Source organism: Bacillus sp. CR71, assembly GCF_003429245.1.
Taxonomy (GTDB): domain Bacteria; phylum Bacillota; class Bacilli; order Bacillales; family Bacillaceae_G; genus Bacillus_A; species Bacillus_A thuringiensis_S.
Genome location: NZ_CP031748.1, coordinates 1698034 through 1724939 on the forward strand (window position 1 = coordinate 1698034; position 26906 = coordinate 1724939).

A 26906-nucleotide genomic window follows, 5' to 3' on the forward strand; every position below is an offset into this window, starting at 1 on the left:
CGATGGAGTGGATCGTGAGGTTACAACCCATATCTCTTATAATTGGAAGTCTATTTGGATTTATGTTGATGAAACGAAAGATGAGGCATCAAAATGTATCATATGAAAAAATGATGGATGCCGTAACAAATGCTTTTCTTATCATCGTATTTGTATGGAAGTTTGCGCCATTAATTTTAAATCCTGTATGGGCTTTTGGGGCGCCAGTGCAAGCAATATTAGCTGTTGGGAGTATGCAACATATTGTAGTAGGATGCGTAATTGCGAGTGTATACATTGTTTGGAAAAGTAAAAAGGAGCAATTTTCGCTTCGTATTTTACTTGATGTATTGCCTTTTAGTCTGTGTGTGAGTATTATCTTTTATTTTCTATTACATCATGAAGTAGGCGCACAAACGACACTACCATGGGGAATAAAAATATATGAATCTAAACTTTTATATCACCCTATTTTCGTATATGAGATCATCCTTGCTCTTTGTATAATGGGCTTTTTATGGATGAAAAATGAAAGGCTTGGAAATGGAAAGAATATAAGTGTTTTTCTAATTATTGAGGGGTTTGCTCAAATCATTATTTCGCTTGTTAGTGAACAAAATTCGGTTCTGTTTGGTCTATCAGCACAGCAAATAATGAGCTTTTGTATTATTAGTTTAGGGATTTTGTTAGTGTCGAAAAAATAAAAAATAGCCATGTACAGAGAGTATCTGTGTATGGCTATCTTTTATAAGCATATTTCTTCATCATATGCTAAATCATTATATTGTAGAAATCTAAAAACCCCTTTATTAGGGGTTTTTAGGTTTCTATAGGTCTGCATGTGTTTCTTGTTTATCTGTATCCCATTTTGGAAGTTGTTTTGCTTGTTGACTTTCAGTAAAATTATTAAATCCAAAAGCAAGTATGCATGTAAAGGTTAAAATAGCTAAACTAATCTTTTTCATTATCTTAGTGCCTCCTTAGTTAATAATTTTTGTTTTGCTTCGTAAGTTTTGAAAAAATATTTTTGAGATTTCTCTATTTTATTCACTTTATGAAATTCTACTGCTAATAATTCGTAATATTCTTGTGCATAATCGTATAATTCTTTACTGTTAAAATATGTAGTGCCTGCAATGATTGCGTTTTCTAAGTCGTCTAGAATACCAGTGTGTTGTGTTTTTAAGATAGTGAAATGGTGTTTATATTCTTGATTATTTAATTCATTACAAATTTCTAAGCCTTTTTGAACCCAATGGTTTGCAAGTTCTTTTTCATTTAAAATAAAATGTTCTTTGGCTTGTAGAAAATTGGCTTTTAGGTGTTTAGGTAATTTGTTTGTAACTATTGTAAGATGTCTAATAGCAAGGGTTGATAGATTTTGAGAAGAGTAGAGCCAACCTAAGTTATTTCGAACTTTTAAGATTAGTGTATCGTCTTTCAGCTTTTGTAAAATATTGATTGCTGAATTATAGTTCTCTTCGGCTTGTTCGAATTGTTTTAAATAAACAGAACATGAGCCTAAAATGTTTTCGCATAGAGCTATTTTAATTTCATAACGTGGATATTTTGAGAAAATCTCTTTAGCTTGATTTGCATAATTGATTGCTGTAAGTGGTTTGTTTGTATGGTGATTAAATATAGCAAATTTATATTTATATTCAGCTTCTTCTAGTTCGCCTGGTACATGTTTTAAAAGGGATTCAGCTTTTTCGTATTCTTTTTTTGCTTCATCATAATTTCCAATAATGGTAGCATGTTCAGCTTTAAAAAAGTGATAATAATAAGTAATAAAGTCTTCAGTTATTGGATTGTCTAAACGAACAATTTGACTAAAAGTATCATACTTAATGTTTGTCCAATCGGTTAGGACCTTATATTTAAAGTTTAGTAGGGAGTAGTAAAGCGATAGATTTTGATCAGCTTCAATTTTATTAATCTGTTTCTCTATTTTTTCTTTTAATTGTTTCGCTTCAATTAATTGCTCCGCTACCATTACTTGATATAAAATGTTTAATTCGTTGACAATCTGTTCATGCCCTTTTAATAACACACTCATTATATATTCCCCCATCCGATAAAAGTATCCTAATTTAATTATTTCTATAATAACAAAATAGAAGAAGTATAAGAGTGATTTTACCATATTTTTCAACAAAATTCTGAAAAATCAATTAATTTTTACGTATTTCTTATTTTTATGTGAATATTACAAGTGCCTCTGGTAGTGGTGGGATGAATCTGACTCATGATACGTTAGCATCAATGGGAGGGATAGTTTCAGTTGTAAATATGTTTTTAGGAGGATTGTTCGGATTGGGTCCAACTGTTAAGTTTTTAACAAAAATTTCACTTTCTTATTTAATAAAAACAGGATAATCCGCATTTTATAAGAACCATCCTGTTTTTATTTATACATTAAAAAATCGGCGGAGTAACAGAAAATAAAACTATCGCGTTTTTTTCAAAATGATTCACCCATTTATGCTTTAAATAAGCAGGTATCTTTACACTGTCACCAGTTTCTAATACGTATTCTTCCTCGTTTAAATATAATGTGATTTTCCCATCTAAGACAAATGCTAATTCTTCTCCTTTATGTTCTAGCACATTTTCTGATGAAGCTGTATTAGGCGGGACGGTCATAATTGCTGTTGCTAAATTTCCAGTGAAATCAGGTGAAAGCATTTCATATGATAAATTATCGATAATCATTTTCTTTCGTTTATGGGAACGTACAATTAAATCGTCTGTATTTGTATCTTCAAGTAAAAAGCTAAATGTTGGAACATCAAGAGCTTTAGCAAGCACTTTTAATGTTTGAATAGAAGGGTTAGCCGACCCACGCTCAATTTGACTTAACATAGATGGTGTAATATCGGCCATCTTTGCTAGTTCTTTACTAGTTAAACCTTTTTCTTTTCTTTGTTTTTCAATTTTTTTACCAATATCTATATTTTCCATAATGAAAATCTCCTCAAGGGTTATTAAATTATATTTAAATAAATTAAATTAAAATTAACTAAAGTGAACGATTTGTGTTAAACTATATTAAAATTAATTTAATTATAATTTATTATATGGTGAGCTACAAGGATATAAGGAGGAAACAAAATGAAAGAAATAGGGGCATTACAAGCAGAATACCCATTAGTGAATAAACTTATTGCAACAAAAGAAGTATTTTGGATAAACCCACACATAGAAAAGTATGAAAGGGCAATAAAAGATTCACCACTTAATGAAGAGAATGTAAAAGATGCGGAAGAGAGATTAAAGCGTTTTGCGCCATATATTGCGAAAGTTTTTCCTGAAACGAAAGGGACTAACGGCATAATCGAATCACCTTTAGTAAAAATACCTTCTATGAAAGAAGCTTTAGAGACAAATTACAAGCAACCTATTTTAGGAGAATTATTATTAAAATGTGATAGTCATCTCCCGATATCAGGATCAATTAAAGCTAGAGGTGGCATTTATGAAGTGTTGAAACATGCTGAGCAACTAGCATTGCAGCACGGAATGTTAACAGAAGAAGATGATTATTCCATTTTAGATAGTGATACATGTAGAGAGTTTTTCTCGAAGTATTCAATTGCGGTAGGTTCTACAGGGAATTTAGGACTTAGCATAGGAATTATGAGTGCGAATCTAGGTTTTAATGTAACTGTTCATATGTCAGCAGACGCAAAAGAATGGAAGAAAAGTTTATTAAGAAGTAAAGGTGTAAACGTTATTGAATATGAAGATGATTATAGCAAAGCAGTAGAAGAAGGAAGACGACAGGCAGATGCGGATCCTAGCTGTTATTTTGTAGACGATGAAAACTCACATGATCTATTTTTAGGATACTCAGTAGCAGCATCACGATTACAAAAGCAATTAGAAGAGCTAGAGGTTGTAGTAGATGAAGATCACCCTTTATTTGTTTACCTTCCGTGCGGAGTAGGAGGAGGACCTGGCGGAGTAGCATTCGGTTTAAAGTTATTGTATAAAGACAACGTTCATTGTTTCTTTGCAGAGCCAACACACTCACCATGTATGTTACTCGGCTTAATGACAGGCCTTCATGACAAAATTGCCGTTCAAGATATCGGAATTGATAATGTAACAGATGCGGATGGACTTGCGGTAGGAAGACCGTCTGGATTTGTCGGGAAAACGATGGAACCATTTTTAAGTGGAAATTATACAGTAAACGATGAAGAGTTATATAGATTGTTAAAAGAACTAGCTGATACGGAGAATATTTATTTAGAGCCTTCTGCACTAGCAGGTATGATAGGGCCAGTGAAAGTGTGTAAAGAAGATGAGTATTTACAAAAGCAACAGTTAACAGAGAAAGTGAAAAAAGGTACTCATATTGTGTGGGGAACGGGTGGAAGCATGGTTCCTAAAGATGTAATGAATGAATATTATAGGAAAGGTTTGGAATTAACGATATAAGAAAAATGAGGCTAGTTGTAGCCTCATTTTTTCATGTACATAAAAATCTTTGTTATTTTCACAATAGTTCTTTATAGTATATATAAAGGATAACTAATATTGAATAAATATAACAAAAAAGCTTTATTTTACATAATAAGAGGATGTGTATACGATGTCATTACAGACTAAATATATAGCGGGTATTTCGCTTGGGGTTATGGGTGTCGGCTTTGCGGCTTCTATCCCTTTTCAAGGAACGGTAGCTGGAGAGATTATACAAGGTGGATTTGAAGCTGGATTGGTTGGGGGACTTGCGGATTGGTTTGCGGTTACTGCTTTATTCCGTCATCCGATGGGAATACCAATTCCGCATACAGCTTTGTTACCTAAAAACCGTAAACGGGTAACAAAAGGGCTCATTCATACGTTAGAAAATGAATGGCTAACGAAAGAAAGTATTACGAATAAAGTAAAAGAGATGCAGTTAGCACAAATGGTACTGCAAATTGCTGAGAGAGAAATGCAGTCTGATGCTGTGAAAAAGGGGATTGTAACGATTGCAGAGAAAGCAATTGTAACAATAGATACAGAAAAGTTAGCTGTTATTATTGAAAAAGAATTAAAAACATATTTACATACAATTAATACAAGTAATATTTTACAAGTGCTTGTTGATCAATTAGTTGTGCAAGAATATGATGAAAAGACACTTGATTACATATTAGTGAAGGTAAAAGATTGGACAGCGCAAGATGAAGCTCGTTACCAGCTCGGTAGCTTAGGTATGAAGGCGATGGAAAATATAAAAGTAGATGGATTCTTGCAGTTTACTTTGAAATCATTTATGAATATTGTAGATGAAGATAAAATTGGCGGTATTTTGCAGAAGTTTATCATTAGTAATATTAACAGCTTACAAGAGGCTGATAATAGCACAAGACAACTTATATTAGCGAAGATTCGTCAAGAGATTATCAATGTAAAAGAAAATGAAGCTTTATTACAGGAATTAGAAAATTGGAAAGAAAAGTGGATTGCGAATTGGAATGCTACTGACAAAATAAAAGAGATGCTAGAGCAAGTACAACAAAGAGCAGTTGCTTTTGTAAATAATGAAGAATTTGCTAATCAATATGTTATTCCATTTTTACAAAAACAAATGAATAAAATAAAAGAAGATGAACAGACAGTTCAAAAAATAGAAGATTGGTTACAAAAACAAGTTGTGAATCTTATTGAGAAGAACCATTCGAAAATTGGTAAGCTTGTACAAGAAAACCTTGATAAGTTAGACGATAAAACGTTAATCGAAATGATTGAAAATAATGTCGGTAAAGATTTGCAGTGGATCCGAGTGAACGGGGCGGTTTGCGGATTTATGATTGGATTAGTGTTAGAAGGAATTAAAGCGATTATATAAGAAAAACCTTCCGCAATTGCGGAAGGTTTTTCTTATTTTTCAATAACGCTCATATTTAAATTATAAGTTTTCTCAATATTTAACTTGTGCGTGCCATTTCCAGTTTTAATTGAATTTTTATACCAATGTTCTTGGTTGTTTAATTCTGGATCTTCTTCTGAAGAAGTATTTTCTTTTTTTGTTAAATCTTCTACTTGTTCCCAAGGTGTGCTTCCGTGTGTTTCTTTTTGATTCGTTACTGCTGTTAAAGAAACATCACTCTCTTTTGCAAGATGGACAGACACTCTTGAGCTTTCTTGTACAAACCAATTATTTTGTAATTGACCTGGATAAAGAGATAGTTCGTTATTTGAAGCACGGATTTCCACATTTTTATTTTGTGGAAGAACAAGCGTTGGTTTCACTTGTGGTGCTGAACTAAATAACGTATGTTGAACAGGTAATGATTTTAAATTGATATACATCGTTTCTCCAGCCGTTTGAACTGAAAGGAAATCATCTTGTTTTAAATTGAGTTTTTCATTTGCTTTCGTCGTCATTTCATAAGTTCCCAAAAGGTGAATTTGATTTGTATTATTTCCCTCTATCGTTAGAGGCTGATGCCCTGCATCTACTACAATTTTTTTGATAGATTCAGGTATATCAAATTGTCCGTCTGGAATATTACTCGTTTGTCTCGTTGTGTTAATAGAATGACGAAATTCTTCTAGTAATCCAGTTGATAATAAACAGTAAAAAGCAATTCCGACGCTTCCTAAAACGCCGATAAAGAAAATGCTGAAAATATCATATTTAATAAATGATTGTTCCTTCTTAGAAAATACAAGGTATAGTAAAACTTCAGCTCCAAGTATGATAAGTAAAACTGGCCACCATGCAGTTAGTGTATCTAATACTTGAATTCCTTTTACGACTGAAAATAGTAAAAAGCATCCTAACGATATAATAGAAAGCCCCATTGAGAATGTTCCAACACGCCAAGTCCTCATTCGCTTGTCCCACCTTTGTTTTCTTTATTTCCAAGTAACAATTTAAAGCCGCCGCCAATTAAAAGGAGCGCAACGATAGATGTTTGGAAATAGCGATAATATAGTTCACTAAGATGAATATTAAATATAGTTACAAAATAATCATTCAAAATAGGAAGGACTGTTTGATCTAATAAATAATAAACACCGAGTGTAATTAATCCGATACCAATCCATCTTTGATGATTTATAAAATAATCGATAATGGGTTCGTCTTGTACTCGTTCTTTTCCGTATTTTGCTGTTTGCTGTAAAGCATCAAAAAAGCTATAGAACCAAATGATTGGCACTAAAAATAAAAACGCAGAAAGTCTTAATAAGTCGAGTAAATAAATAGATAGTAAAAAGGCTGCCATAAGCTGAAGACCACGGCGTTGTAAGCCTAAATACATATGACCTGCTCCGGGGAACATCGCTAAAATAGAAGCAAATGTTTTATTTTTCTTTCCTTGCTCGCGGTGCTCTTCAAACTCTTCGAAAATAGTACGATCATCTAATTGCTCGCCACGTTCTTTTTTCTGGAGTTGCTGAACAACGTCAAAGAAATTGTAAATCCATAAAACAGGTAATGTAATAAGGAAGATAAGAAAACTTTCTTGCGATGTTAAAAGTGCAACGAAAATGATCATACTTCCGATTCCTGTGCAAGCTACTAAAAATGTAAGTCCGCGTTGCATAAGTCCTAATTGAAAATGGCCAAGTCCAGGGATGATGGATAAGAGAATGATATAAAATCGTTCGCTCTCTTTAGAGGATTCTATGAATTCTCCGGCAGCTTGTTTTTTCGATTGATTAATAATAGTGATAACTAAATCTAATAAATTGATTGCCCATAACACGACTAGTAAAAATAGAGAAAGAAAAGCAATATCACGGGCTCCTAATGCTATTGTACAAAATGCTGCAAAGATAAATAGAAATACAGCCCCTCCGCTATATAAAATAAACCGTCCAAATTTCTTTAAATATAAATGTCCAAGCCCAGGAATTAGCCCTAATACAAGTGCTAAAAAGGGATTTTTATTCATGCTTTGAACCTCCGTCCTTTTTCGATGTGTCTACCGATTTGTTTACAATTTGTTGTGAGATAGAAGACTCGTTATGTTTTGAAGATTTCTCTAAATTTGATGTCGCTGTAAAAATATACTGAAATAAACCACTTACCATAAAAATAATTGTAGCCGCAGTCGCAATTATGTAGTGAATGATCGTGCGCTTTAGTGAGGTTGTTTTTATATTTTCATTAGACTGTAGTGTTTCAAAATTAATTTGCGTCATAACTTCGTTCGTAAATGAATCATCATTTATCATTGGAAGGTTTTCATGTTGTTCATCAATACTTTCCATATAAAGTGCTAAACAATGATCACATTCATAAAGATGTTCTTCCATAGATTCACGTTCATTGCTTTCTATAAAATCTAATGTATAATTGCGCCAATCTTCTTTTGAATAATGCATCATAGAAACTCTTCCTCCTTCCAATGTTTTTTAATCCATTTTCTTGCCCGATACAGTTTCATTTCGACTGTTTTTACTTCAATGTTTTCCTGTAAAGCAATTTCTTGATAGCTTTTTTCTTGTAAGTAATGTGCGAGAACGACGTCACGGTAATTTTCAGGAAGTTCTCTCAGTTTTTGAGCAATGAGTAATTTCTGCTCTTTCGTCAATAATAAAGCCTCAATATTATGAGAGGACTGTATATTTTCCTCATTTTCTTTACATAAGGAGAGTTCTTCACTTTCTCGAGCTTTCTTCCTCTTATAATCAATAGCGTGATTGGTGGCAATACGTGCCATCCACGTTTTTAATCCGCGAAATTGATAATTTGGGAGAGAGGCGTGAATTTTTACGAATACTTCTTGTGTAACATCTTTCGCATCTTCTTCATGTCTTACAATAGAAAAGATAACTTGAAAAATATAATGACGATATGTTTGCACGAGGATACGAAAAGCATGTTCGCTTCCTTGTTGTGCTTTTTCAATTAATTGTTTTTCCTCAATGGGTCTCTCCCTCCTTTTTGACGCATTCTATTATATAGACGTAAAGAATGATAAGTCACCCTACACATTTTGTAAAAAAAGAATAATATATTTTTTGCAGAAGAGCTAGATGAAAAAAGTGTGAAAAAATGGTAAGCAGAAGTATATAATGAGCAAGTAGGAAATGTTATACGGAGAAAGGATGTGAATGTTAGTAGGAGGAAGGTCCATACTAACAAACATGAAAATTAAAATATTAATAGCAGACGATAATTCTTTTATTAGAGAAGGCATGAAAATTATTTTAAATACATATGAAGAGTTCGAAGTGGTAGATACAGTAAATGATGGAGAAGAAGCTGTAGCATATTGTAAAAAGCATGAAGTTGATATTGCTCTTTTGGATGTTCGTATGCCAAATATGAACGGTGTAGAGGCGACGAAGTTTATTTGTGAAGAGACGAAAACAAAACCGCTTATTTTAACGACGTTTGATGATGATGAATATATTTTGGATGCAGTAAAAAACGGAGCGAAAGGGTATTTATTAAAAAATAACGATCCGGAGCGTATTCGTGATGCAATAAAAGGGGTATATAATGGCCAAACTGTTATGCAAGATGTAGTTCTCGATAAAATTAAGTCCAATTTAATGGAAAGTAAAGAGGAAGAATGTAAAATAGATAAAAGTCTTTTTACTGAAAGAGAGCTTAGTATTATCGCATTAATTGCAAAAGGTTTCTCAAATAAAGAAATTTCGAAACAGCTTTTTATATCTGAAGGAACAATCGCAAATTATATTACATCAGTTTTAGGGAAAACGGGACTTGAACATCGCACACAAATTGCGATTTACTACTTAACAGGGAAAGTAGATTAATGATATGGAATTTTGGTTAACTGTAAGTAAATTAATTGTCTTTATATATATTGTGTTCAGTTACATACATTCAAATGTTACGAACTTACCATGGGTTATATTTGCTTTGCTTTTATATCTTTCTGTAAACGTGCTAATCTCTATATTAAAAAAAGATACGTACAAAAAAATATTGATTTGTATTTCAATTAGTGTAGTTATGTTATTAACATGGAGGGTTCATCCGTTTTTTATTTTGTTTTTACCTTTGAATTTATACGAAATTACATTCCATTACATAGACAAGAATTGGTCACGCTTTGTTATTATGATGCTTCCAATTACAATTACAGATGAAAGCATTCGAATGACTTATGGATTAATTGTTGCATTTTCTTTTCTCGTTTTAACTATGGCAGATCGATATATATCACGTGTAGTAAAGCTTGAATCGCAAAATGATAAGATGCGAAAAGATATGCAACGACTTACGAAAAGCTTACATGAAAATAAAGAGTACATAAGACAATCAGAATACACATTTAAGCTAGAAGAGAGAAATCGGTTATCACAAGAAATTCATGATAAAATTGGTCACTCGATGACAGGTGCATTAATTCAAATGGAAGCTGCAAAGAGATTAATGGGGATAGATAAAGAAAAATCTGCGGAGTTATTACAAAATGCAATTCATATTTCAAAAGATGGAATTGAAAGTATTCGCATTACATTAAAAAATATGAAGCCACCAACTGAGCAAATTGGCATTCACCGTATGAAATTATTCATAGAGGAGTTTGCTAGTAAGCATGATGTAAACATTCCTTTCGTATATAAGGGAAACTTAGATATGATTTCTCCCATTCAGTGGAAAATTATTGGTGAAAATGTTACCGAGGCACTAACAAATGCGATGAAATATGCTGATGCGACAGTTATTTCTATAGATATTCATGTACTTAATAAGATGGTTAAGGTGCAAGTGAAGGATAACGGAAAAGGCGCAGCTCTTGTTAAGAAAGGTCTCGGTATTATGGGGATGGAGGAGCGAACGGCGTCTGTAAACGGAAAAATTATTGTAGATGGGACAAGTGGTTTTTCAGTAACGATGTTGTTGCCAATATAAAGAGAATGGTACGAGGATGAACCATCTCATATGAAAAAAGTGAATAATCTCATGTGAAAAGAATGAACTTCTGCACTGAGCAGGTTCATTTTTTTTGTTTATACTAAAAGCAGAGAAACCGAAATAGGGGTGAAATGATGAATACATTAGAAATTAAAAATTTAACGAAAAAATTTGGTGATTTCATCGCGGTAGATAATATGTCTTTATCTATTAAAGAAGGAGAGATATTTGGCTTTTTAGGATCAAATGGTGCTGGTAAAAGTACAACGATAAATATGATTGCTGGGTTGTTAAGAAGTAATGAAGGTGAAATTAGCATATTAGGAAAAAATATAAAAAAACATAATCGATTTGCGAAGATGAATATCGGTATCGTTCCGCAAGATATTGCGATTTATGAAGAGTTAACTGCCTATGAAAATGTGAAATTCTTTGCTGGATTGTACGGTTTAAGAGGAGCAGAGCTAAAAGCAAGAGTAGAGGAAGCGCTTCAGTTTGTGGGGCTTAGTGATAAACATAAAAGTTATCCGAAAAACTTTTCTGGCGGGATGAAACGAAGATTGAATATCGCTTGTGCGATCGCTCATAGACCGAAGTTAATTATTATGGATGAGCCGACAGTGGGAATTGATCCACAGTCAAGAAACTATATTCTCCAGTCTGTTCGAAAATTAAATGAAATGGGAAGTACCATTATTTACACGAGCCACTACATGGAAGAAGTAGAAGAGATTTGTACGAAAATAGCAATTGTAGATCACGGTAAAGTAATTGCAGAAGGTACGAAAGAACAGTTAAAAGCGATTATTACTAATACGAAAGATATTTGGGTTGAAGTGAAGTCAGTAGAAAATTTAGATGTAAAAAAGTTAAAAGAGATAAACGGTGTGAAAGCTGTTCAAATTGAAGAGAACGTAATTAAAGTAAACTCGGATGCAGGAGTAAACAATTTAAATAAAATTATTCAGCACTTCATTAATCATGATATTGAAATTCGTTCGGTAGAGGAGCAGGCCCCGAACTTAGAAACAGTATTCCTTACGTTGACTGGAAGAAACTTACGAGATAAATAAAAGGTAAATGAAGAAAAGGTAAAGGGAGGTTCATCAATTGAACATCTTCAATATTGCAGTTATGCATATTAAAAGAGATTTCAGAGACGTAAGAACTTTAGTTTTTATGTTAGCATTTCCGGTTGTACTTATGCTTGTGTTAGGAACAGCGTTAACGAATGCATTTGATAGCGATAGTCAAGCGATTAAAGATATACAAGTGCTCTACAAAGATGAAGCGAGTAGCACATTTTCTCAATCGTTCGAAGCATTTACGAAAGAAGTCGATAAATCGGTTATTCATTTTAAAAAAGCTTCCGAAGGTATAGATGGGAAAGAAGAAGTGAAGCAAAATAAATATGCTGCTTATGTAGAGTTAAATAAAGATGGTGCAAAATTTTATGGAAGTGACAAAAGTAGTGTTGAGGGAAGTATTGTGGAAGGCATGCTTACAACATTTGTTGATAAGTACAATGTAGCGGCCGAAGTTGCAAAAGTAGATCCTAGTAAGGTGAGCACAGTTTTTTCAAGCGGAAATCATAATGATTATATAAAAGAAACATCTTTACAAGCTGCGAAAAAACCAGGTTCTATGGATTACTACGCGGTTGTAATGACAACGATGATTGCACTATATGCTGCGATGGGAGCGAGTTCTTTAATTCGAGGAGAACGAATACGTAAAACAGGAGATCGTCTCATTGCTGCACCTATAAGTAAGGCTGAAATATTCATTGGAAAAGTACTTGGTAGCCTAGTAGCAAATGCTCTGTGCATATTACTCGTCATGTTATTTAGTAAATTTGTTTTTCAAGCGAATTGGGGCGACCATCTTGGAATCATATTTCTTATTTTATTAACACAAATTTTTCTAGCAATTAGCTTCGGTTTAGGAATTGGATATATTACAAAAACACCGGAATCATCTAGAGCAATTATTATGGTTATTGTGCAATTATCCTCTATTTTTGGTGGTGCATATTTCGTAATAGAAGAAAATTTCGTTACGAATTTATCACCATTAACGTGGGCAAACACAGCTGTTATGAAAATTATTTATGCAAATGATGTAGGAGCAGCACTACCGGTAATATGTTTAAACCTTGGCATTTCAGCACTCTTTTTATTAATTGCAATTATTGCATTACGTAGACGGGAGGGGCTATAGTATGAAAGATATTTTATGGCTCATACAAAAAACGTTATCTGTACTTTTGAAAAATAAAAAAGGGTTATTCATTATTATTAGTTTGCCGATAATTGGAACACTAATCTCCTTCTCGATGTATGGGAATATGGGGCAAGGGACGTTAAATATCGGGGTTATTAATAAAGAAAATCAATCTATAGCAAATGATACGGTGAAATTTTTAGAAGGATTAAATCATGTAAAGGTAAGTAAAATTAAAGAATCTGAAGTAGAAGATAAACTCACTTCCAAAAAACTTGATGGAGTTATTACATTAGATTCTGGTTTTTCAAAAAGTGTTCGAGAAGGGAAACCAAATCATATTGAAATTTCATCGATTAAAGGTGATCAAGTAACAGGATTTATAAAATCATATTTATACAATTATATTGATAATGTAGCAGCTATTAGTAAAGTAGCAGGAACAGATCAAAGTGCATTTGATACTATGTACGCAGGATATCAAAAAGGTTCATTTAAAATGAAAACTGAGACGCTAGAAGATACTTCGAAAAATAAAGATATGACAAACCAAACGATGGGTTACCTTATTATGTTTATGCTATTTTCAGCAGCGAACTTATCAGGTTATATTTTAAAAGAAAAAGAAAATAGAACGTATTTTAGACTCTTATCAACGCCGATAGATGGGAAGAAATTCATATTATCTAATGTCGGGGTAAATATGCTGCTATTAACAGTACAAATTCTGATTACAATCTTATTCCTAACGAATATTTTTCATATAAATATCAATATGCCTTTCATAGTGATGATTGGTGTACTCATGCTATTTGCTTTAATAGCGATTGGAATATCGTTAGTCCTTGTCGCTTTTTCGAAAAACTCAGCATCAGCAAATGCACTGCAAAATATGATTATTGTACCAACATGTTTACTGGCTGGATGTTATTTTCCTTATGACATTATGCCAAAAGCGGTACAAAAAGTAGCTGATTTTCTTCCGCAGAGATGGCTATTAGACACAGTATCAAAACTACAACAAGGAATTCCAATTTCAGATTTGTATTTAAATATTTTAATCTTATTTGCCTTTGCAGTAGCATTCTTCTTAATTGCTATTTATAAGTTTGGAAGAAATAATGATGCGAGAAACTTTGTTTAATATGAAAAGGGTGTGACGTTAAGTCGCATCCTTTTTTGTATGAAGCATGAAATCTAAATTTGAATGACAAAATAGAAAGGTGGAAAGAAAATGAGCGGAAGGAAATCAAAATGATTAAAAAAATATTGCGAGTTACTTCTATTGTAATTACTATTTTCGTTTTTGTTTTAATTTGGATGCATATTGACGTTACGCTCGGAAGAAAAATGGAAGTCGGGAAAAATATGCCGACAGAGTACGCTCCTCATTATAGTGATTTTCAATTATATGTAGAAGGAAAGTCATTTTATAAACAGTTATTTACTGATATAAGAGAGGCGAAGCAATCTATTTACACGTACTTTTTCATTTTGTCGGATGATAAAAGTAGCCATACTTTTTTAAACTTATTAAAAGAGAAGGCGAGAGAAGGAGTAAACGTATATTTATCTGTCGATTTACTTAACGATTTATCATTTGAAAGAAAGGTGAAAAAAGAATTACAGGAAAGTGGCGTGCATTTTACATATAGTAGAAAACAGGAATTACCATTCGGGTTTTATTCCCTACATCATCGTAATCATCGCCGTATTACGACGATTGATGGAGAAATTGGCTATACAGGCGGATTTAATATAGGAGATGAGTACTTGGGGAAAGATAAGCGATTTGGATATTGGCGTGATTATCATGTACGGCTTAAAGGAGAAGGAGCAAAAGATTTAGAGGAGCAATTCGCTTTAGATTGGAAGCGAGATACGAAAGAAGAGATAAAGAGAAGTACGAATAAGGCTAGCAAAGGGAATACATTACATACTATGACTAGTTACAATGGCCATTACGTTGCTGAGAAATATATAGAGCTCATAAAACAAGCTCAGCACTCAATTGTAATTGCAACGCCGTATTTTATAGCGAAAAATAAAGAATCTATGAATGCTTTAATCGCGGCGCAAAAGCGTGGTGTTACAGTAAAAATACTTTGGTCATATAAACCAGATCTACCTCTTATAAAAGAAGCGGCGTATCCATACATACGTCAGGCTGTTAATAATGGGATTACTGTATATGGGTATAAAAAAGGAATGTTTCATGGAAAGTTAATGCTGATTGATAATGAGTTAACTGTTATAGGTACAACAAACTTTACTTCGCGTAGCTTCAATATAAATGATGAAATGAATTTTTATATTTATGGTGGTCCTATTGTAGAACAAGTTAATAAGGCGTTAACAGAGGATTTTCATGATTCGAAAGAAATGACGAAAGAGTTTTTTGAAAAGTTATCTTTTTGGGAGCGTTGTAAGGAGAAAGTAGCGGGATTGGTTGACTTCTATTTGTGATGATGAATTAGGAAAGGGTGCCTACAAAAGACACCCTTTTTTGGTGGGAAATCATTATTTTTCATGCACCAGCAATGAAGCATCATCATTAATCAACGTCCCTACATGCTCCCCTAAACAAATTCGTTTCATCACTCCAGGCTCATCAAAGTTAAAGACATGTGCTGGTAAATTGTAGTCTCGGGCAAGCAGTAATGCTGCTTGATCCATGACTTGTATATTTTGTCTAACAACATCATTATAGTTTAGTTTGCTGTACATTTTTGCTGATTTGTTATGCTTTGGATCACTTGTAAAAACGCCGTCGACACCTTGTTTTGCGACTAATATGGCATCACTATTCATTTCAATAGCTCTTTGTACGCTTGGATAATCTGTCGTCACGAACGGTTGCCCGTTTCCGCCTCCAAAGATAACGATATAACCGTTATCTAAATGGTGGACTGCACGCAAACGAATGTATGGTTCAGCTACTGCATTAAATGGAATGGAAGTCATAACGCGCACTTCTCTATTTGTTTTACTTGTTAAAACACCGCGAAGCATTAAGCTGTTAATAATTGTACCTAACGTACCGATATTATCAGCTTCTACGCGATCAATTCCCCATTCTTCAGCTAGATGACCTCTAAAAATGTTACCGCCACCGATGACGATGGATACTTCGATACCTAAATCAACAATGGATAAAATTTCGTTTGCGATATGTTCTAATCGTTTGGAGTTAAAGCTATTTCCAGTTTGATCGGCAAGTGCACCGCCGCTTAATTTAATTAAGACACGTTTATATGGTCTCATAACTATTCCCCCTATATAGATCGCAATAAAAAAGGAACAAAGGCGAATGCCTTTGTTCCTTTTTAAGAAAATGAAAAAGAAAAGAAGAAGATAGGACGAATTTCTTTGTATAGTTTCTCATAACATCCACTCCTTTTCATTTCGATTTTTTTTAAGTATATATCTTTTTGATTATACGAAACAATCTGATTACTTATCAAGTTTATTTTATCGTTTTTTAACAAAATGGTGTCAATGAAAAAAAGAATAAAAATATTTGAATTTTTTGTGACGAACTTGTAGGTTTTTGTATGATTTTGTAGGTTCGCTTATAAGATGTGTAAGTAGCTTTTATAAATTCAAATTGAAAGCGTTCGCATGAAGGGGATGAACATAAATGAAAAAATTCGGATTGGCAACACAAATTTTTGTAGCGCTTGTTTTAGGGATTGTAGTAGGGGCAGTCTTTTATGGCAATAAAACGGCGATTTCTTATATCACACCAATTGGAGATATATTTATTCACTTAATTAAGATGATTGTAGTACCAATTGTTATTTCAGCATTAATTGTTGCAGTAGCTGGTGTAGGAGATATGAAAAAGCTTGGGAAACTGGGCGGTAAGACAATTCTTTATTTCGAAATTATTACGACAATTGCTATTTTAATGGGATTACTTGCAGCGAATATATTCCAACCAGGTACTGGTGTTGATATGAGTAATTTACAGCAAAGTGATATTTCTTCTTATAAACAAACTGCAGATGCAACCGAGAAGAAAGGTTTTGCTGAGACAATTGTTCACATTGTACCGAAAAACGTATTTGAATCGATTGCACAAGGTGACCTATTACCGATTATATTCTTCTCAGTATTATTCGGCTTAGGAGTTGCGGCAATTGGGGAAAAAGGAAAGCCTGTCTTTAACTTTTTTGAAGGCGTACTCGAAGCCATGTTTTGGGTTACAAATCAAGTGATGAAATTTGCACCATTTGGTGTATTCGCATTAATTGCCGTTACGGTTGCAAAATTTGGTGTAGCGACATTACTTCCGCTAGGAAAACTAGTGCTAGCTGTATACGTAACTGTTATACTATTCGTTGTGATTGTATTAGGTATTAATGCACGAATGGTTGGCGTAAACATTTTTACATTAATGAAAATTTTAAAAGAAGAACTGATTCTTTCGTTTACGACAGCAAGTTCAGAAGCTGTTTTACCTAATATAATGAGAAAAATGGAAGAGTTCGGTTGTCCAAAGGCAGTTGCCTCTTTCGTAATTCCGACAGGTTATACATTTAACTTGACTGGATCGGCTATTTATCAAGCGTTAGCGGCATTGTTTGTTGCACAAATGTACGGTGTGCACATGTCATTAACGGAGCAAATAACGTTATTATTCGTTCTCATGTTAACATCCAAAGGTATGGCGGGAGTTCCAGGTGCATCGTTCGTTGTTGTATTAGCAACGTTAGGTTCAATGGGGTTACCACTAGAAGGTATCGCGTTAATTGCGGGAATTGACCGCATTTTAGATATGATTCGCTCATCTGTCAATGTATTAGGAAATGCATTAGCGGCCATTGTTATGTCGAAGTGGGAAGGCGAATTCGATAATGAGAAAGCAAAACAATATGTAGAAACAGTCAAAGAAACAAAAGCAGCATAAGAAATCGTTAAGGAGTGAATAATCATGGCAACATTAACTGAAGTTAAAAATGGTGTTCGAATTGAAAAAGATTTTTTAGGTGAAAAAGAAGTGCCAAACTATGCATACTACGGCGTACAAACAATGCGTGCAGTAGAAAACTTCCCAATTACAGGATACAAAATCCATGAAGGCTTAATTAAAGCATTCGCAATTGTAAAAAAGGCTGCAGCGCTTGCTAATACAGATGTAGGAAGATTGGAATTGAACAAGGGCGGCGCGATCGCAGAAGCCGCTCAAGAAATTCTTGATGGAAAATGGCATGATCATTTCATTGTAGATCCAATCCAAGGCGGAGCAGGTACTTCAATGAATATGAATGCAAATGAAGTCATGGCCAATCGTGCTCTTGAATTATTAGGAATGGAAAAGGGAGACTATCATTATATTAGTCCAAATAGTCATGTAAACATGGCGCAATCAACAAACGATGCATTCCCAACGGCGATTCATATTGCAACATTAAATGCATTAGAAGGCTTATTACAAACGATGGGTTATATGCACGATGTATTTGAATTAAAAGCAGAGCAGTTCAATCATGTTATTAAAATGGGTCGTACACATTTACAAGACGCTGTGCCAATTCGTCTTGGACAAGAATTTAAAGCGTATTCTCGCGTACTTGAACGTGATATGAAACGTATCAAGCAATCACGTCAACATCTATATGAAGTAAATATGGGAGCAACTGCAGTTGGTACAGGCTTAAATGCAGATCCAGAATATATTGAAGCAGTTGTAAAACATTTAGCTACAATTAGTGAACTGCCACTTGTTGGTGCAGAAGACTTAGTAGATGCAACGCAAAATACGGATGCATACACAGAAGTATCAGCAGCACTGAAAGTATGTATGATGAATATGTCTAAAATTGCGAATGACCTTCGCTTAATGGCATCAGGTCCACGTGTTGGCTTAGCGGAAATTATGTTGCCTGCTCGTCAACCAGGTTCATCTATTATGCCAGGGAAAGTAAACCCTGTTATGCCAGAAGTAATTAATCAAATTGCGTTCCAAGTAATTGGTAACGACCATACAATTTGCCTTGCTTCAGAAGCAGGACAGTTAGAATTAAACGTTATGGAACCAGTACTTGTTTTCAACTTACTTCAATCGATTAGCATTATGAATAACGGTTTCCGTGCCTTTACAGATAATTGCTTAAAAGGAATTGAAGCGAATGAAGATCGCTTAAAAGAGTATGTTGAGAAGAGTGTAGGAATTATTACAGCCGTGAACCCTCATATCGGTTATGAAGCAGCAGCTCGCGTTGCGAAAGAAGCAATTGCAACAGGTCAATCCGTTCGAGAACTTTGTGTGAAAAACGGTGTACTGTCACAAGAAGACTTAGAGTTAATTCTAGATCCATTCGAAATGACGCACCCAGGGATTGCAGGAGCAACTCTTTTAAAGAAAAATTAAAAGAAGAGGGGGGACAATCCCCTCTTTTTTGTTTACAATATAGAAATGCTATATATGAATAGAGGTAGGGATGTTATGAGTAAGTTTACAGTAGCTTCTAATGGTTCATTAGAAACGACATTAAGAGGAGTAGAAGTATTATCGACACCACTTTTAAATAAAGGGGTCGCTTTCACGCAAGAAGAGAGAGAAGAATTAGGTTTAAAAGGGTTATTACCGCCAGCAGTTTTAACATTAGAAGAACAAGCACGCCGAGCATATGAACAATTCTGTTCTCAGCCGGATGATTTATTAAAGAACGTATATTTAACAGCGTTACATGATCGAAATGAAGTATTATTTTATCGTATATTAACAAATCACTTACGTGAAATGTTACCAATTGTATATACACCAACAGTCGGTGTAGCAATTCAAAGGTATAGTCATGAATACCGTAAACCGCGTGGTGTGTATTTATCAATTAACGATCCGTCGGGTATCGAAGAAGCATTCGCCAATATCGGTGCAACAGCTGAAAACATTGATTTAGTCGTTGTAACAGATGGAGAAGGCATACTTGGAATTGGTGACTGGGGTGTTGGTGGTATAAACATCGCAATCGGGAAATTAGCTGTTTATACGGCCGCAGTTGGTATCGATCCTAGCCGTGTATTACCGGTAATTTTAGATGTGGGTACAAATCGTGAGGAACTATTAAACAATCCATTTTATATTGGAAATCGTCACCCTCGTATAACTGGTGAAGCTTACGATGAATTTATTGATACATTTGTACAAGCAGTGAATAAACAATTCCCGAAAGCACTTTTACATTGGGAAGACTTTAGTTCTCGAAATGCACGAAAAATTTTAGATAAATATCGTCATGATATTTGTACATTTAATGATGATATTCAAGGTACAGGTGCAGTTTCACTTGCTGCTGTGTTATCGGCAGTGAAAGCTTCTGGTGTACCATTAAGTGAACACCGCGTTGTTGTATTTGGTGCTGGTACGGCTGGAATCGGTATCGCAGATCAAGTTAGAGATGCGATGGTCCGCGTAGGCGTATCTGAAGAAGAATCATATAAGCGTTTCTGGTGTATTGATCGTAACGGATTAGTTACAGATAATATGGAAGACCTTCTTGATTTCCAAATTCCGTACGCAAGAAAAGAAGCGGAAGTAAGTGAGTGGAAGCAAAATGATATGATCGGACTTGCTGAAGTTGTGAAACATGTAAAACCGACAATTTTAATTGGTACATCTACTGTTGCGGGCGCATTTAAAGAGGAAATTATTAAAGAAATGGCTTCTCACGTAGAAAGACCAATCATTTTACCAATGTCGAATCCAACACCGCTTGCTGAAGCAAAGCCAGCAGATGTAATCGAGTGGACAGAAGGAAGAGCATTAGTTGCAACAGGAAGTCCATTTGAACCAGTTACATATAACGGTGTAACGTATGTGATTGGACAATCAAATAATGCACTTATTTTCCCAGGGCTTGGTCTTGGAACAATTGTAGTACGTGCAAGTGTTATGACGGATGGAATGTTCGCAGCAGCTGCTGAAGCAGTTGCAAGTATGGTAGATACAAGTCAGCCAGGAGCACCTATTTTACCAGAGGTCGAAGAATTACGTAATATCTCAGAAATGGTTGCAATTGAAGTAGCTAAAGTTGCAGTTGCAGAAGGTGTTGCAAGAGTGAACTTAAGTGATAACGATATTAAGATGGCAGTGAAAGAAGCAATATGGGAGCCGGAGTACCGCCAAATAAAAGCGGTAGAAAAGGTTAGAATATAGAAAAAAAGCCCGTTTATAACAATAAGCGGGCTTTCGCTTTACTACTGAAAAAAAGTATAGGAAGTGGCACCTTTGAATTGGAATCAATTATGGAAGAAAGATATGTCCCTTTTAATTATATTAATGGTCGTTGTTCCTATTGCTGGGGAGCTGAACTTTCATCCCTTTAATGATACGTTTCGAGTTAGCTTCGGTACACCGCTATTTTTCTTTTTATTATTATTTTTAAGAAGAGTACCAGCAGGAGTTGCAGGTATTCTTGTTGGTATATCTGTAGTCTTATTCCGAGTATGTCTTGACTGGATCATGCAAGGTTCATTTCATATGACAGAATCATTTTATTTGCGTTATCCTGTGTTCTTCTATTATTTTATTTATGGCAGTCTTTTTTCGCTTTGCAGGGTAAATAAGTTCCATCAGAAACCAATCATTATTGGATGCCTTGGCATTTCAATTGAAATTGTTGCAAGTATGTCAGAACTTGCGTTCTATCACATGTTAGTACTCGGTACAACAATAACGATTTCTGAAGTAAATAAACTTATTATTATTGCTATTTTTCGTAGTTTCTTTGCACTTGGTTTTTTAAATATGATGAATTTATATGAAACGAAATTAAAAGAATCGCAAGTTCGAAAAGAAAATGAAAACATGTTAATGCATCTTTCTAATTTATATGTGGAATCTGTTCATTTGAAAAAGACATTACAAAATGCAGAGTTAATTACACAAGAAGCATATCAACTATATCGAAATTTACAAGTAAGCGCTGATTCAAGTAGTAAAACAGCATTGAAAATAGCAGGAGAAGTGCACGAAATAAAAAAGGATAATCAAAGAATTTTTGCGGGATTATCTAAACTGTTATTAGATAAAAATGTAGCTGAGTATGTAGAAGGACATGAGCTTACAGAAATGATTGTAAGAATAAATGAAAAGTACGCTGGAATGCTAGAGAAAGATATACGTTTTGCTAAATATATAGAAGGTGAACACGCTGCATATCACGTGTATACAGTGCTATCAATCTTTAATAACTTAGTTGCCAATGCAGTGGAAGCAATTGAAGATAGAGGTCTCATTCATATTGATTTATATAAACGAGAGCAACATGTAATATTTGAAGTAATTGACGATGGCCCTGGTATTGCACAAAAGTATAAAAAATTAGTATTTAAGCCCGGGTTTACTTCCAAGTATGATCAAACAGGAACACCGTCAACAGGCATTGGACTTTCTTACATACATGAAATGGTAACAGAGCTAGGCGGAGAAGTAAGATTAGAAGACAATGAAACCGGAAAAGGGTGTAAGTTTATCGTTTGTTTACCGGAGTGCAGTTTAAAGCGGGAAGGGGAATAGATTTGTTTTATTATATCGTAGACGATGATGAAGTTTTCCGTTCAATGCTGTCGCAAATTATTGAAGATGGAGATCTTGGAGAAGTAATTGGTGAGGCGGATGACGGAGCTTTTATTGAAGCGGATCAACTAAATTTTAAAAAAATAGATATTTTATTTATTGATTTGTTGATGCCGATGAGGGACGGAATTGAAACGGTTCGTCACATTGCGTCAACTTTCACGGGGAAAATTATTATGATTTCTCAGGTGGAATCGAAGCAGCTTATAGGTGAGGCATATACATTTGGTGTAGAATATTATATTACAAAACCATTAAATAAAATCGAAGTTGTATCTGTTGTACGCAAAGTGATAGAGCGTATTAGATTGGAGCGTTCTATACATGATATTCAAAAATCATTGAATAACGTGTTTCAGTGGGAAAAACCGCAATTGCGTACTGAACCAGTACAAGAAGGAAAAAAGATAGGGGATTTAGGGCGCTTTTTACTATCAGAACTCGGTATTGCGGGAGAGAATGGAAGTAAAGATTTACTTAGTATGCTGGAATATTTATATGGTCAAGAAAAGGCACAGACATTTGACTTTGGCTTTCCTGCGTTAAAAGAAATTTTTCATCATATTACGATAAGGAAATTAGGGGATATAGCTTTAGAGGCGGATATTGATAAAGAGAAAAAAGCGTCTGAACAAAGAGTACGTCGAGCTATTTATCAGTCGTTAAATCATTTGGCTTCTTTAGGACTAACAGACTTTTCAAATCCAAAATTTGAAAGCTATGCTCCAAAATTTTTCGATTTCACTGTAGTTAGAAAACGGATGACAGAAATGACGAAAGATGGACTTGCATCTTCTGGTCATACGCGAATTAATACAAAGAAGTTTATTCAAGTGTTGTATTTTGAGGCGAAGAGGTTGATGGAAATAGAGTGAAGAAGATGCTTATAAATAAGCATCTTTTTTGTTAAATCAACATTTTATATTTTCTCGTGGAGCATGTAAAATGTTAAGTAAGAGAAAATGGTTTTATATTAAGGAAGTGTCAAAGCGATGAGTTTCACATTGAATAAATCGATTATTAAAGAAGTGTGCGGAGAGACCTCATATAAAAGAGGTGAAGCCTATTATAAATCAAATAAAGTGATAATAAATCATTATGATAAAAATAAAGAAATTTGCGAGGCTACAGTAAAAGGGAACGAGGATTTCCATGTTACAGTAGAAAAAGCTAAAAAGGGTGATGTTGTTGCAAAATGTAGTTGTCCTTCATTATCGTCTTTTCAAACGTATTGTCAACATGTTGCAGCAGTATTAATACAAATAAACTATAATCAACAAACAGGTGGAATGAGCTCCACTAGTAACAGAAACGATCAATTGACAAGTGGTATGTTTCAGCTGTTTGCGGACAAACCACTGAGGCCAAAAAGTAAACAACACCGTTTTGATACACGCGAAATATTAGATGTTGAGTTTATATGTACACCAGTAGCTACGAGAAGTGGTGGGGCTCTACTTGGAATTCAATTGAAACTTGCCAAAGTGTATTTCATAAATCATATTAGAGAATTTCTTTCTAAGGTGGAGAAAAGAGAGTCTTTTCATTGTTCAAATGAATTTACATATACGCCAGATGTACATAGTTTTAAACAAGAAACGGATGCGATTATCCAGCAGCTCATTAAAATGTATCATAACGAAAAAATGTATGAGGATGCGCTAGAAGTACATGCGAAACAAGATGAAAGTATGATATTCATACCACCAGCTTCATGGAAAGATATGCTCTCTTCACTTTCTAAAGTTGAATATGTACAGCTGAAACAAAATGAACAACTGTTTCAGGGATTACAAGTTTCAAAAGGTTTGTTGCCGTTACACTTTGAATTTACAAAGGGAAATAATGGCGGATTTACACTTCATATAGATGGTCTAAATCGTGTACGAGTTATGGATATGTATAACAATGCACTTTACGATGGGAAATTATATCACTTACACATTGAAGATTGTATGCGACTTATTGAATTACAAAAGATGATAAGTCGCTCAAATAGTAATCAGTTTTATATTCCAGAAAGTAAGATGGAACATTTCGTCGGGAAAGTTGTACCAGGATTAATGAAGCTCGGAACTGTACACATTGATGAAGTAATATCGGATCGTGTTGAAACACCTTCGCTAAAAGCGAAATTGTATTTAGACCGCGTGAAAAATCGCTTATTAGCAGGTCTTGAATTTCACTATGGGAACGTCATGATTAATCCGCTAGAAGAGGATGGACAGCCGTCTGTTTTTAATCGTGATGAGAAAAAGGAAAAAGAGATTTTAGACATTATGAGTGAAAGTGCCTTTGCAAAAACAGAAGGCGGTTACTTTATGCATAATGAAGAAGCTGAGTATAACTTTTTATATCACGTCGTGCCAACATTAAAAGGTTTAGTTGATATTTATGCGACGACAGCAATTAAATTGCGAATTAGTAAAGGGGATGTAGTTCCTCTTATTAGAGTGAGAAGAAAAGAAAGAATTGATTGGTTGTCATTTCGTTTTGATATAAAAGGAATACCAGAAGCAGAAATTAAAGGTGTATTAGCGGCTCTTGAAGAGAAACGTAAATATTATCGATTGGCGAACGGTTCTTTTTTATCGCTAGAGAGTAAAGAGTTTAATGAAATTAATCAGTTTATAAAAGAATCAGGTATTCGGAAAGAATTTTTACATGGAGAAGAGGTAAATGTTCCGCTTATTCGGAGTGTAAAATGGATGAATGGACTTCATGAAGGCAATGTTTTAAGTGTGGATGATTCTGTTCAAGAGTTAGTAGAAAACATTCAAAATCCGAAAAAATTAAAGTTTGCTGTGCCAAATACTTTAAATGCAGAAATGAGAAAGTATCAAGTATATGGGTTCGAATGGATGAAAACACTTGCTTATTACCGTTTTGGCGGTATTTTGGCAGATGATATGGGACTTGGAAAAACGTTGCAAAGCATTGCTTTTATAGATTCTGTTTTGCCTGAGATTCGAGAAAAGAAGCTGCCTATATTAGTCGTTTCACCATCATCTCTTGTTTATAATTGGTTTAGTGAATTGAAAAAATTCGCCCCGCATATTAGAGCGGTTATTGCAGATGGAAACCAAGCAGAGCGCCGGAAGATTTTGAAAGATATAGCGGAATTTGATGTCATAATTACGTCATATCCATTACTGAGAAGAGATATAAGATTATATGCAAGACCATTTCATACACTATTTCTTGATGAAGCACAGGCGTTTAAAAACCCTACAACACAAACGGCAAGAGCTGTGAAAACAATTCAAGCTGAATACCGTTTCGGACTAACGGGGACACCTGTAGAAAATTCATTAGAAGAGCTATGGTCTATCTTCCATGTCGTTTTCCCGGAATTATTACCAGGAAGAAAAGAGTTCGGTGATTTAAGGCGTGAAGATATAGCGAAGCGAGTGAAACCATTCGTATTAAGACGGTTAAAAGGGGACGTATTAAATGAGTTGCCAGAGAAAATAGAGCACTTACAATCATCGGAGTTATTACCCGATCAAAAGAGTTTCTATGCTGCTTATTTAGCGAAGTTAAGGGAAGAAACGTTGAAGCATTTAGACAAAGACACGTTACGTAAAAATAAAATTAGAATTTTAGCTGGTTTAACGAGATTGCGACAAATTTGTTGTCATCCCGCTTTATTTGTTGATGATTACAAAGGAAGTTCAGCTAAATTTGAACAACTGTTAGAGATTCTAGAGGAATGTAGAAGTACAGGGAAGAGAATATTAATTTTTTCTCAATTTACGAAGATGCTTTCTATTATTGGTCGTGAGTTAAATCGACAAGCAATTCCATACTTTTATTTAGACGGGAGTACACCAGCGCAGGAACGTGTAGAGCTGTGCGATCGGTTTAACGAAGGAGGAGGAGAGCTATTTCTCATTTCTTTAAAAGCTGGTGGTACCGGACTTAATTTAACTGGTGCAGATACAGTAATATTATATGATTTATGGTGGAATCCAGCTGTTGAACAACAAGCGGCCGATAGAGCGTATCGAATGGGACAAAAAAATACAGTGCAAGTTATAAAGCTAGTAGCTCAGGGAACAATTGAGGAGAAAATGCATGAACTGCAAGAAAGTAAGAAAAATTTAATCGCTGAAGTGATTGAGCCGGGAGAAGAGAAATTGTCCTCAATCACAGAGGAAGAAATTCGAGATATTTTAATGATTTAATATAAAAAAGCTATGCCTTCAAATTGATGAGGGCATAGCTTTTTTGTTGTAATAATTATATTTTGTTTTGTACAAAGTAAAG

24 protein-coding genes are annotated in these 26906 nt (G+C 34.4%); 16 read left to right on the plus strand and 8 right to left on the minus strand.

The window, feature by feature from the left end; all coding sequences use genetic code 11:
• Positions 1-2: 2 nt before the first annotated feature.
• Positions 3-683 carry a prolipoprotein diacylglyceryl transferase family protein gene (locus DOS87_RS08860; RefSeq protein WP_086389909.1) on the plus strand — a complete coding sequence of 227 codons (681 nt, stop codon included), beginning with the start codon at positions 3-5 and terminating at the stop codon, positions 681-683.
• A gap of 123 nt (positions 684-806) precedes the next feature.
• Here DOS87_RS08860 and DOS87_RS08865 read toward each other — a convergent pair whose 3' ends face one another.
• Positions 807-944, minus strand: coding sequence for a hypothetical protein (locus DOS87_RS08865; protein WP_000724012.1), 138 nt, complete (start codon positions 942-944; stop codon positions 807-809).
• Positions 944-2038 (minus strand): response regulator aspartate phosphatase, encoded by a 1095-nt coding sequence (locus DOS87_RS08870; protein WP_000114844.1) that lies wholly within the window; start codon positions 2036-2038, stop codon positions 944-946. The genes DOS87_RS08865 and DOS87_RS08870 overlap by 1 nt, the downstream gene beginning before the upstream one ends.
• A 143-nt stretch (positions 2039-2181) precedes the next feature.
• Between DOS87_RS08870 and DOS87_RS08875 the strand changes: the two genes are divergently transcribed.
• Positions 2182-2358, plus strand: coding sequence for a hypothetical protein (locus tag DOS87_RS08875; protein WP_003309331.1), 177 nt, complete (start codon positions 2182-2184; stop codon positions 2356-2358).
• Positions 2359-2397: 39 nt separating this feature from the next.
• On the opposite strand, the gene DOS87_RS08880 is transcribed toward DOS87_RS08875, so the two are convergent.
• Positions 2398-2943, minus strand: coding sequence for a helix-turn-helix domain-containing protein (locus DOS87_RS08880; protein WP_000427637.1), 546 nt, complete (start codon positions 2941-2943; stop codon positions 2398-2400).
• A gap of 150 nt (positions 2944-3093) precedes the next feature.
• Here DOS87_RS08880 and DOS87_RS08885 point away from each other — a divergent pair, with 150 nt between their 5' ends.
• Both DOS87_RS08885 and DOS87_RS08890 read left to right on the plus strand, forming a co-directional pair.
• On the plus strand, positions 3094-4425 hold the full coding sequence (locus tag DOS87_RS08885; protein WP_000658546.1) for a D-serine ammonia-lyase: 1332 nt from the start codon (positions 3094-3096) through the stop codon (positions 4423-4425).
• 154 nt (positions 4426-4579) lie between these two features.
• Complete coding sequence (locus DOS87_RS08890) at positions 4580-5827, plus strand: DUF445 domain-containing protein (RefSeq protein WP_000058309.1); 1248 nt, start codon at positions 4580-4582, stop codon at positions 5825-5827.
• A 32-nt stretch (positions 5828-5859) separates the two neighbouring features.
• On the opposite strand, the gene exsE is transcribed toward DOS87_RS08890, so the two are convergent.
• Genes exsE through DOS87_RS08910 form a run of 4 tightly spaced genes read right to left on the minus strand, consistent with a single transcriptional unit; the run spans position 5860 to position 8798 of the window.
• Positions 5860-6816: an exosporium protein ExsE gene (gene exsE, locus DOS87_RS08895; RefSeq protein WP_098578034.1), complete on the minus strand. Its 957-nt coding sequence runs from the start codon at positions 6814-6816 to the stop codon at positions 5860-5862.
• Entirely contained in the window at positions 6813-7883 is a 1071-nt protein-coding gene (locus DOS87_RS08900; protein WP_001039098.1) for a hypothetical protein, read from the minus strand. Before DOS87_RS08900 ends, exsE begins: the two co-directional genes overlap by 4 nt.
• On the minus strand, positions 7876-8319 hold the full coding sequence (locus DOS87_RS08905; protein ID WP_000972351.1) for a hypothetical protein: 444 nt from the start codon (positions 8317-8319) through the stop codon (positions 7876-7878). The genes DOS87_RS08900 and DOS87_RS08905 overlap by 8 nt, the downstream gene beginning before the upstream one ends.
• Positions 8316-8798, minus strand: coding sequence for an RNA polymerase sigma factor (locus DOS87_RS08910; RefSeq protein WP_001195483.1), 483 nt, complete (start codon positions 8796-8798; stop codon positions 8316-8318). Before DOS87_RS08910 ends, DOS87_RS08905 begins: the two co-directional genes overlap by 4 nt.
• Positions 8799-9081: 283 nt before the next feature.
• Between DOS87_RS08910 and DOS87_RS08915 the strand changes: the two genes are divergently transcribed.
• From DOS87_RS08915 to DOS87_RS08940, 6 genes are all read left to right on the plus strand, one after another.
• A complete protein-coding gene (locus tag DOS87_RS08915) occupies positions 9082-9720 on the plus strand; it encodes a response regulator transcription factor (RefSeq protein ID WP_000694093.1) in 639 nt (212 codons plus the stop codon).
• Between the two features lie 4 nt (positions 9721-9724).
• Entirely contained in the window at positions 9725-10825 is a 1101-nt protein-coding gene (locus DOS87_RS08920) for a sensor histidine kinase (RefSeq protein ID WP_000397660.1), read from the plus strand.
• A gap of 137 nt (positions 10826-10962) precedes the next feature.
• Positions 10963-11901 (plus strand): ABC transporter ATP-binding protein, encoded by a 939-nt coding sequence (locus DOS87_RS08925; protein ID WP_098578035.1) that lies wholly within the window; start codon positions 10963-10965, stop codon positions 11899-11901.
• 37 nt (positions 11902-11938) lie between these two features.
• Positions 11939-13048: an ABC transporter permease gene (locus tag DOS87_RS08930; protein WP_098578036.1), complete on the plus strand. Its 1110-nt coding sequence runs from the start codon at positions 11939-11941 to the stop codon at positions 13046-13048.
• Position 13049: 1 nt separating this feature from the next.
• Positions 13050-14195, plus strand: coding sequence for an ABC transporter permease (locus tag DOS87_RS08935; RefSeq protein WP_000651861.1), 1146 nt, complete (start codon positions 13050-13052; stop codon positions 14193-14195).
• 110 nt (positions 14196-14305) lie between these two features.
• Entirely contained in the window at positions 14306-15517 is a 1212-nt protein-coding gene (locus DOS87_RS08940) for a phospholipase D-like domain-containing protein (RefSeq protein WP_000591944.1), read from the plus strand.
• A gap of 54 nt (positions 15518-15571) precedes the next feature.
• Here DOS87_RS08940 and pyrH read toward each other — a convergent pair whose 3' ends face one another.
• Positions 15572-16315 (minus strand): UMP kinase, encoded by a 744-nt coding sequence (pyrH, locus tag DOS87_RS08945; RefSeq protein ID WP_001248060.1) that lies wholly within the window; start codon positions 16313-16315, stop codon positions 15572-15574.
• Between the two features lie 376 nt (positions 16316-16691).
• On the opposite strand from pyrH, the gene DOS87_RS08950 reads away from it, so the two are divergent.
• From DOS87_RS08950 to DOS87_RS08975, 6 genes are all read left to right on the plus strand, one after another.
• A complete protein-coding gene (locus DOS87_RS08950) occupies positions 16692-17963 on the plus strand; it encodes a cation:dicarboxylate symporter family transporter (protein WP_000713293.1) in 1272 nt (423 codons plus the stop codon).
• Positions 17964-17987: 24 nt separating this feature from the next.
• On the plus strand, positions 17988-19427 hold the full coding sequence (gene aspA, locus DOS87_RS08955; RefSeq protein WP_000224185.1) for an aspartate ammonia-lyase: 1440 nt from the start codon (positions 17988-17990) through the stop codon (positions 19425-19427).
• A 75-nt stretch (positions 19428-19502) separates the two neighbouring features.
• Positions 19503-21215: an oxaloacetate-decarboxylating malate dehydrogenase gene (gene malS / locus DOS87_RS08960; protein ID WP_000033289.1), complete on the plus strand. Its 1713-nt coding sequence runs from the start codon at positions 19503-19505 to the stop codon at positions 21213-21215.
• 63 nt (positions 21216-21278) lie between these two features.
• The gene (locus DOS87_RS08965; protein ID WP_079245336.1) at positions 21279-22577 is read left to right on the plus strand and encodes an ATP-binding protein; all 1299 of its coding nucleotides are present in this window, start codon (positions 21279-21281) and stop codon (positions 22575-22577) included.
• 2 nt (positions 22578-22579) lie between these two features.
• The gene (locus DOS87_RS08970) at positions 22580-23512 is read left to right on the plus strand and encodes a response regulator (RefSeq protein ID WP_098578037.1); all 933 of its coding nucleotides are present in this window, start codon (positions 22580-22582) and stop codon (positions 23510-23512) included.
• Positions 23513-23629: 117 nt separating this feature from the next.
• Positions 23630-26824: a DEAD/DEAH box helicase gene (locus DOS87_RS08975; protein ID WP_208730240.1), complete on the plus strand. Its 3195-nt coding sequence runs from the start codon at positions 23630-23632 to the stop codon at positions 26822-26824.
• Positions 26825-26906 lie beyond the last annotated feature (82 nt).

What these genes read in the sequence shown, in the direction of transcription:
- DOS87_RS08860 (WP_086389909.1), top strand. Translation starts at nt 3, where the DNA reads ATGGAGTGGATCGTGAGGTTACAACCCATATCTCTTATAATTGGAAGT.
- DOS87_RS08865 (WP_000724012.1), bottom strand. Translation starts at nt 944, where the DNA reads ATGAAAAAGATTAGTTTAGCTATTTTAACCTTTACATGCATACTTGCT.
- DOS87_RS08870 (WP_000114844.1), bottom strand. Translation starts at nt 2,038, where the DNA reads ATGAGTGTGTTATTAAAAGGGCATGAACAGATTGTCAACGAATTAAAC.
- DOS87_RS08880 (WP_000427637.1), bottom strand. Translation starts at nt 2,943, where the DNA reads ATGGAAAATATAGATATTGGTAAAAAAATTGAAAAACAAAGAAAAGAA.
- DOS87_RS08885 (WP_000658546.1), top strand. Translation starts at nt 3,094, where the DNA reads ATGAAAGAAATAGGGGCATTACAAGCAGAATACCCATTAGTGAATAAA.
- DOS87_RS08890 (WP_000058309.1), top strand. Translation starts at nt 4,580, where the DNA reads ATGTCATTACAGACTAAATATATAGCGGGTATTTCGCTTGGGGTTATG.
- exsE (WP_098578034.1), bottom strand. Translation starts at nt 6,816, where the DNA reads ATGAGGACTTGGCGTGTTGGAACATTCTCAATGGGGCTTTCTATTATA.
- DOS87_RS08900 (WP_001039098.1), bottom strand. Translation starts at nt 7,883, where the DNA reads ATGAATAAAAATCCCTTTTTAGCACTTGTATTAGGGCTAATTCCTGGG.
- DOS87_RS08905 (WP_000972351.1), bottom strand. Translation starts at nt 8,319, where the DNA reads ATGATGCATTATTCAAAAGAAGATTGGCGCAATTATACATTAGATTTT.
- DOS87_RS08915 (WP_000694093.1), top strand. Translation starts at nt 9,082, where the DNA reads ATGAAAATTAAAATATTAATAGCAGACGATAATTCTTTTATTAGAGAA.
- DOS87_RS08920 (WP_000397660.1), top strand. Translation starts at nt 9,725, where the DNA reads ATGGAATTTTGGTTAACTGTAAGTAAATTAATTGTCTTTATATATATT.
- DOS87_RS08925 (WP_098578035.1), top strand. Translation starts at nt 10,963, where the DNA reads ATGAATACATTAGAAATTAAAAATTTAACGAAAAAATTTGGTGATTTC.
- DOS87_RS08935 (WP_000651861.1), top strand. Translation starts at nt 13,050, where the DNA reads ATGAAAGATATTTTATGGCTCATACAAAAAACGTTATCTGTACTTTTG.
- DOS87_RS08940 (WP_000591944.1), top strand. Translation starts at nt 14,306, where the DNA reads ATGATTAAAAAAATATTGCGAGTTACTTCTATTGTAATTACTATTTTC.
- pyrH (WP_001248060.1), bottom strand. Translation starts at nt 16,315, where the DNA reads ATGAGACCATATAAACGTGTCTTAATTAAATTAAGCGGCGGTGCACTT.
- DOS87_RS08950 (WP_000713293.1), top strand. Translation starts at nt 16,692, where the DNA reads ATGAAAAAATTCGGATTGGCAACACAAATTTTTGTAGCGCTTGTTTTA.
- aspA (WP_000224185.1), top strand. Translation starts at nt 17,988, where the DNA reads ATGGCAACATTAACTGAAGTTAAAAATGGTGTTCGAATTGAAAAAGAT.
- malS (WP_000033289.1), top strand. Translation starts at nt 19,503, where the DNA reads ATGAGTAAGTTTACAGTAGCTTCTAATGGTTCATTAGAAACGACATTA.
- DOS87_RS08975 (WP_208730240.1), top strand. Translation starts at nt 23,630, where the DNA reads ATGAGTTTCACATTGAATAAATCGATTATTAAAGAAGTGTGCGGAGAG.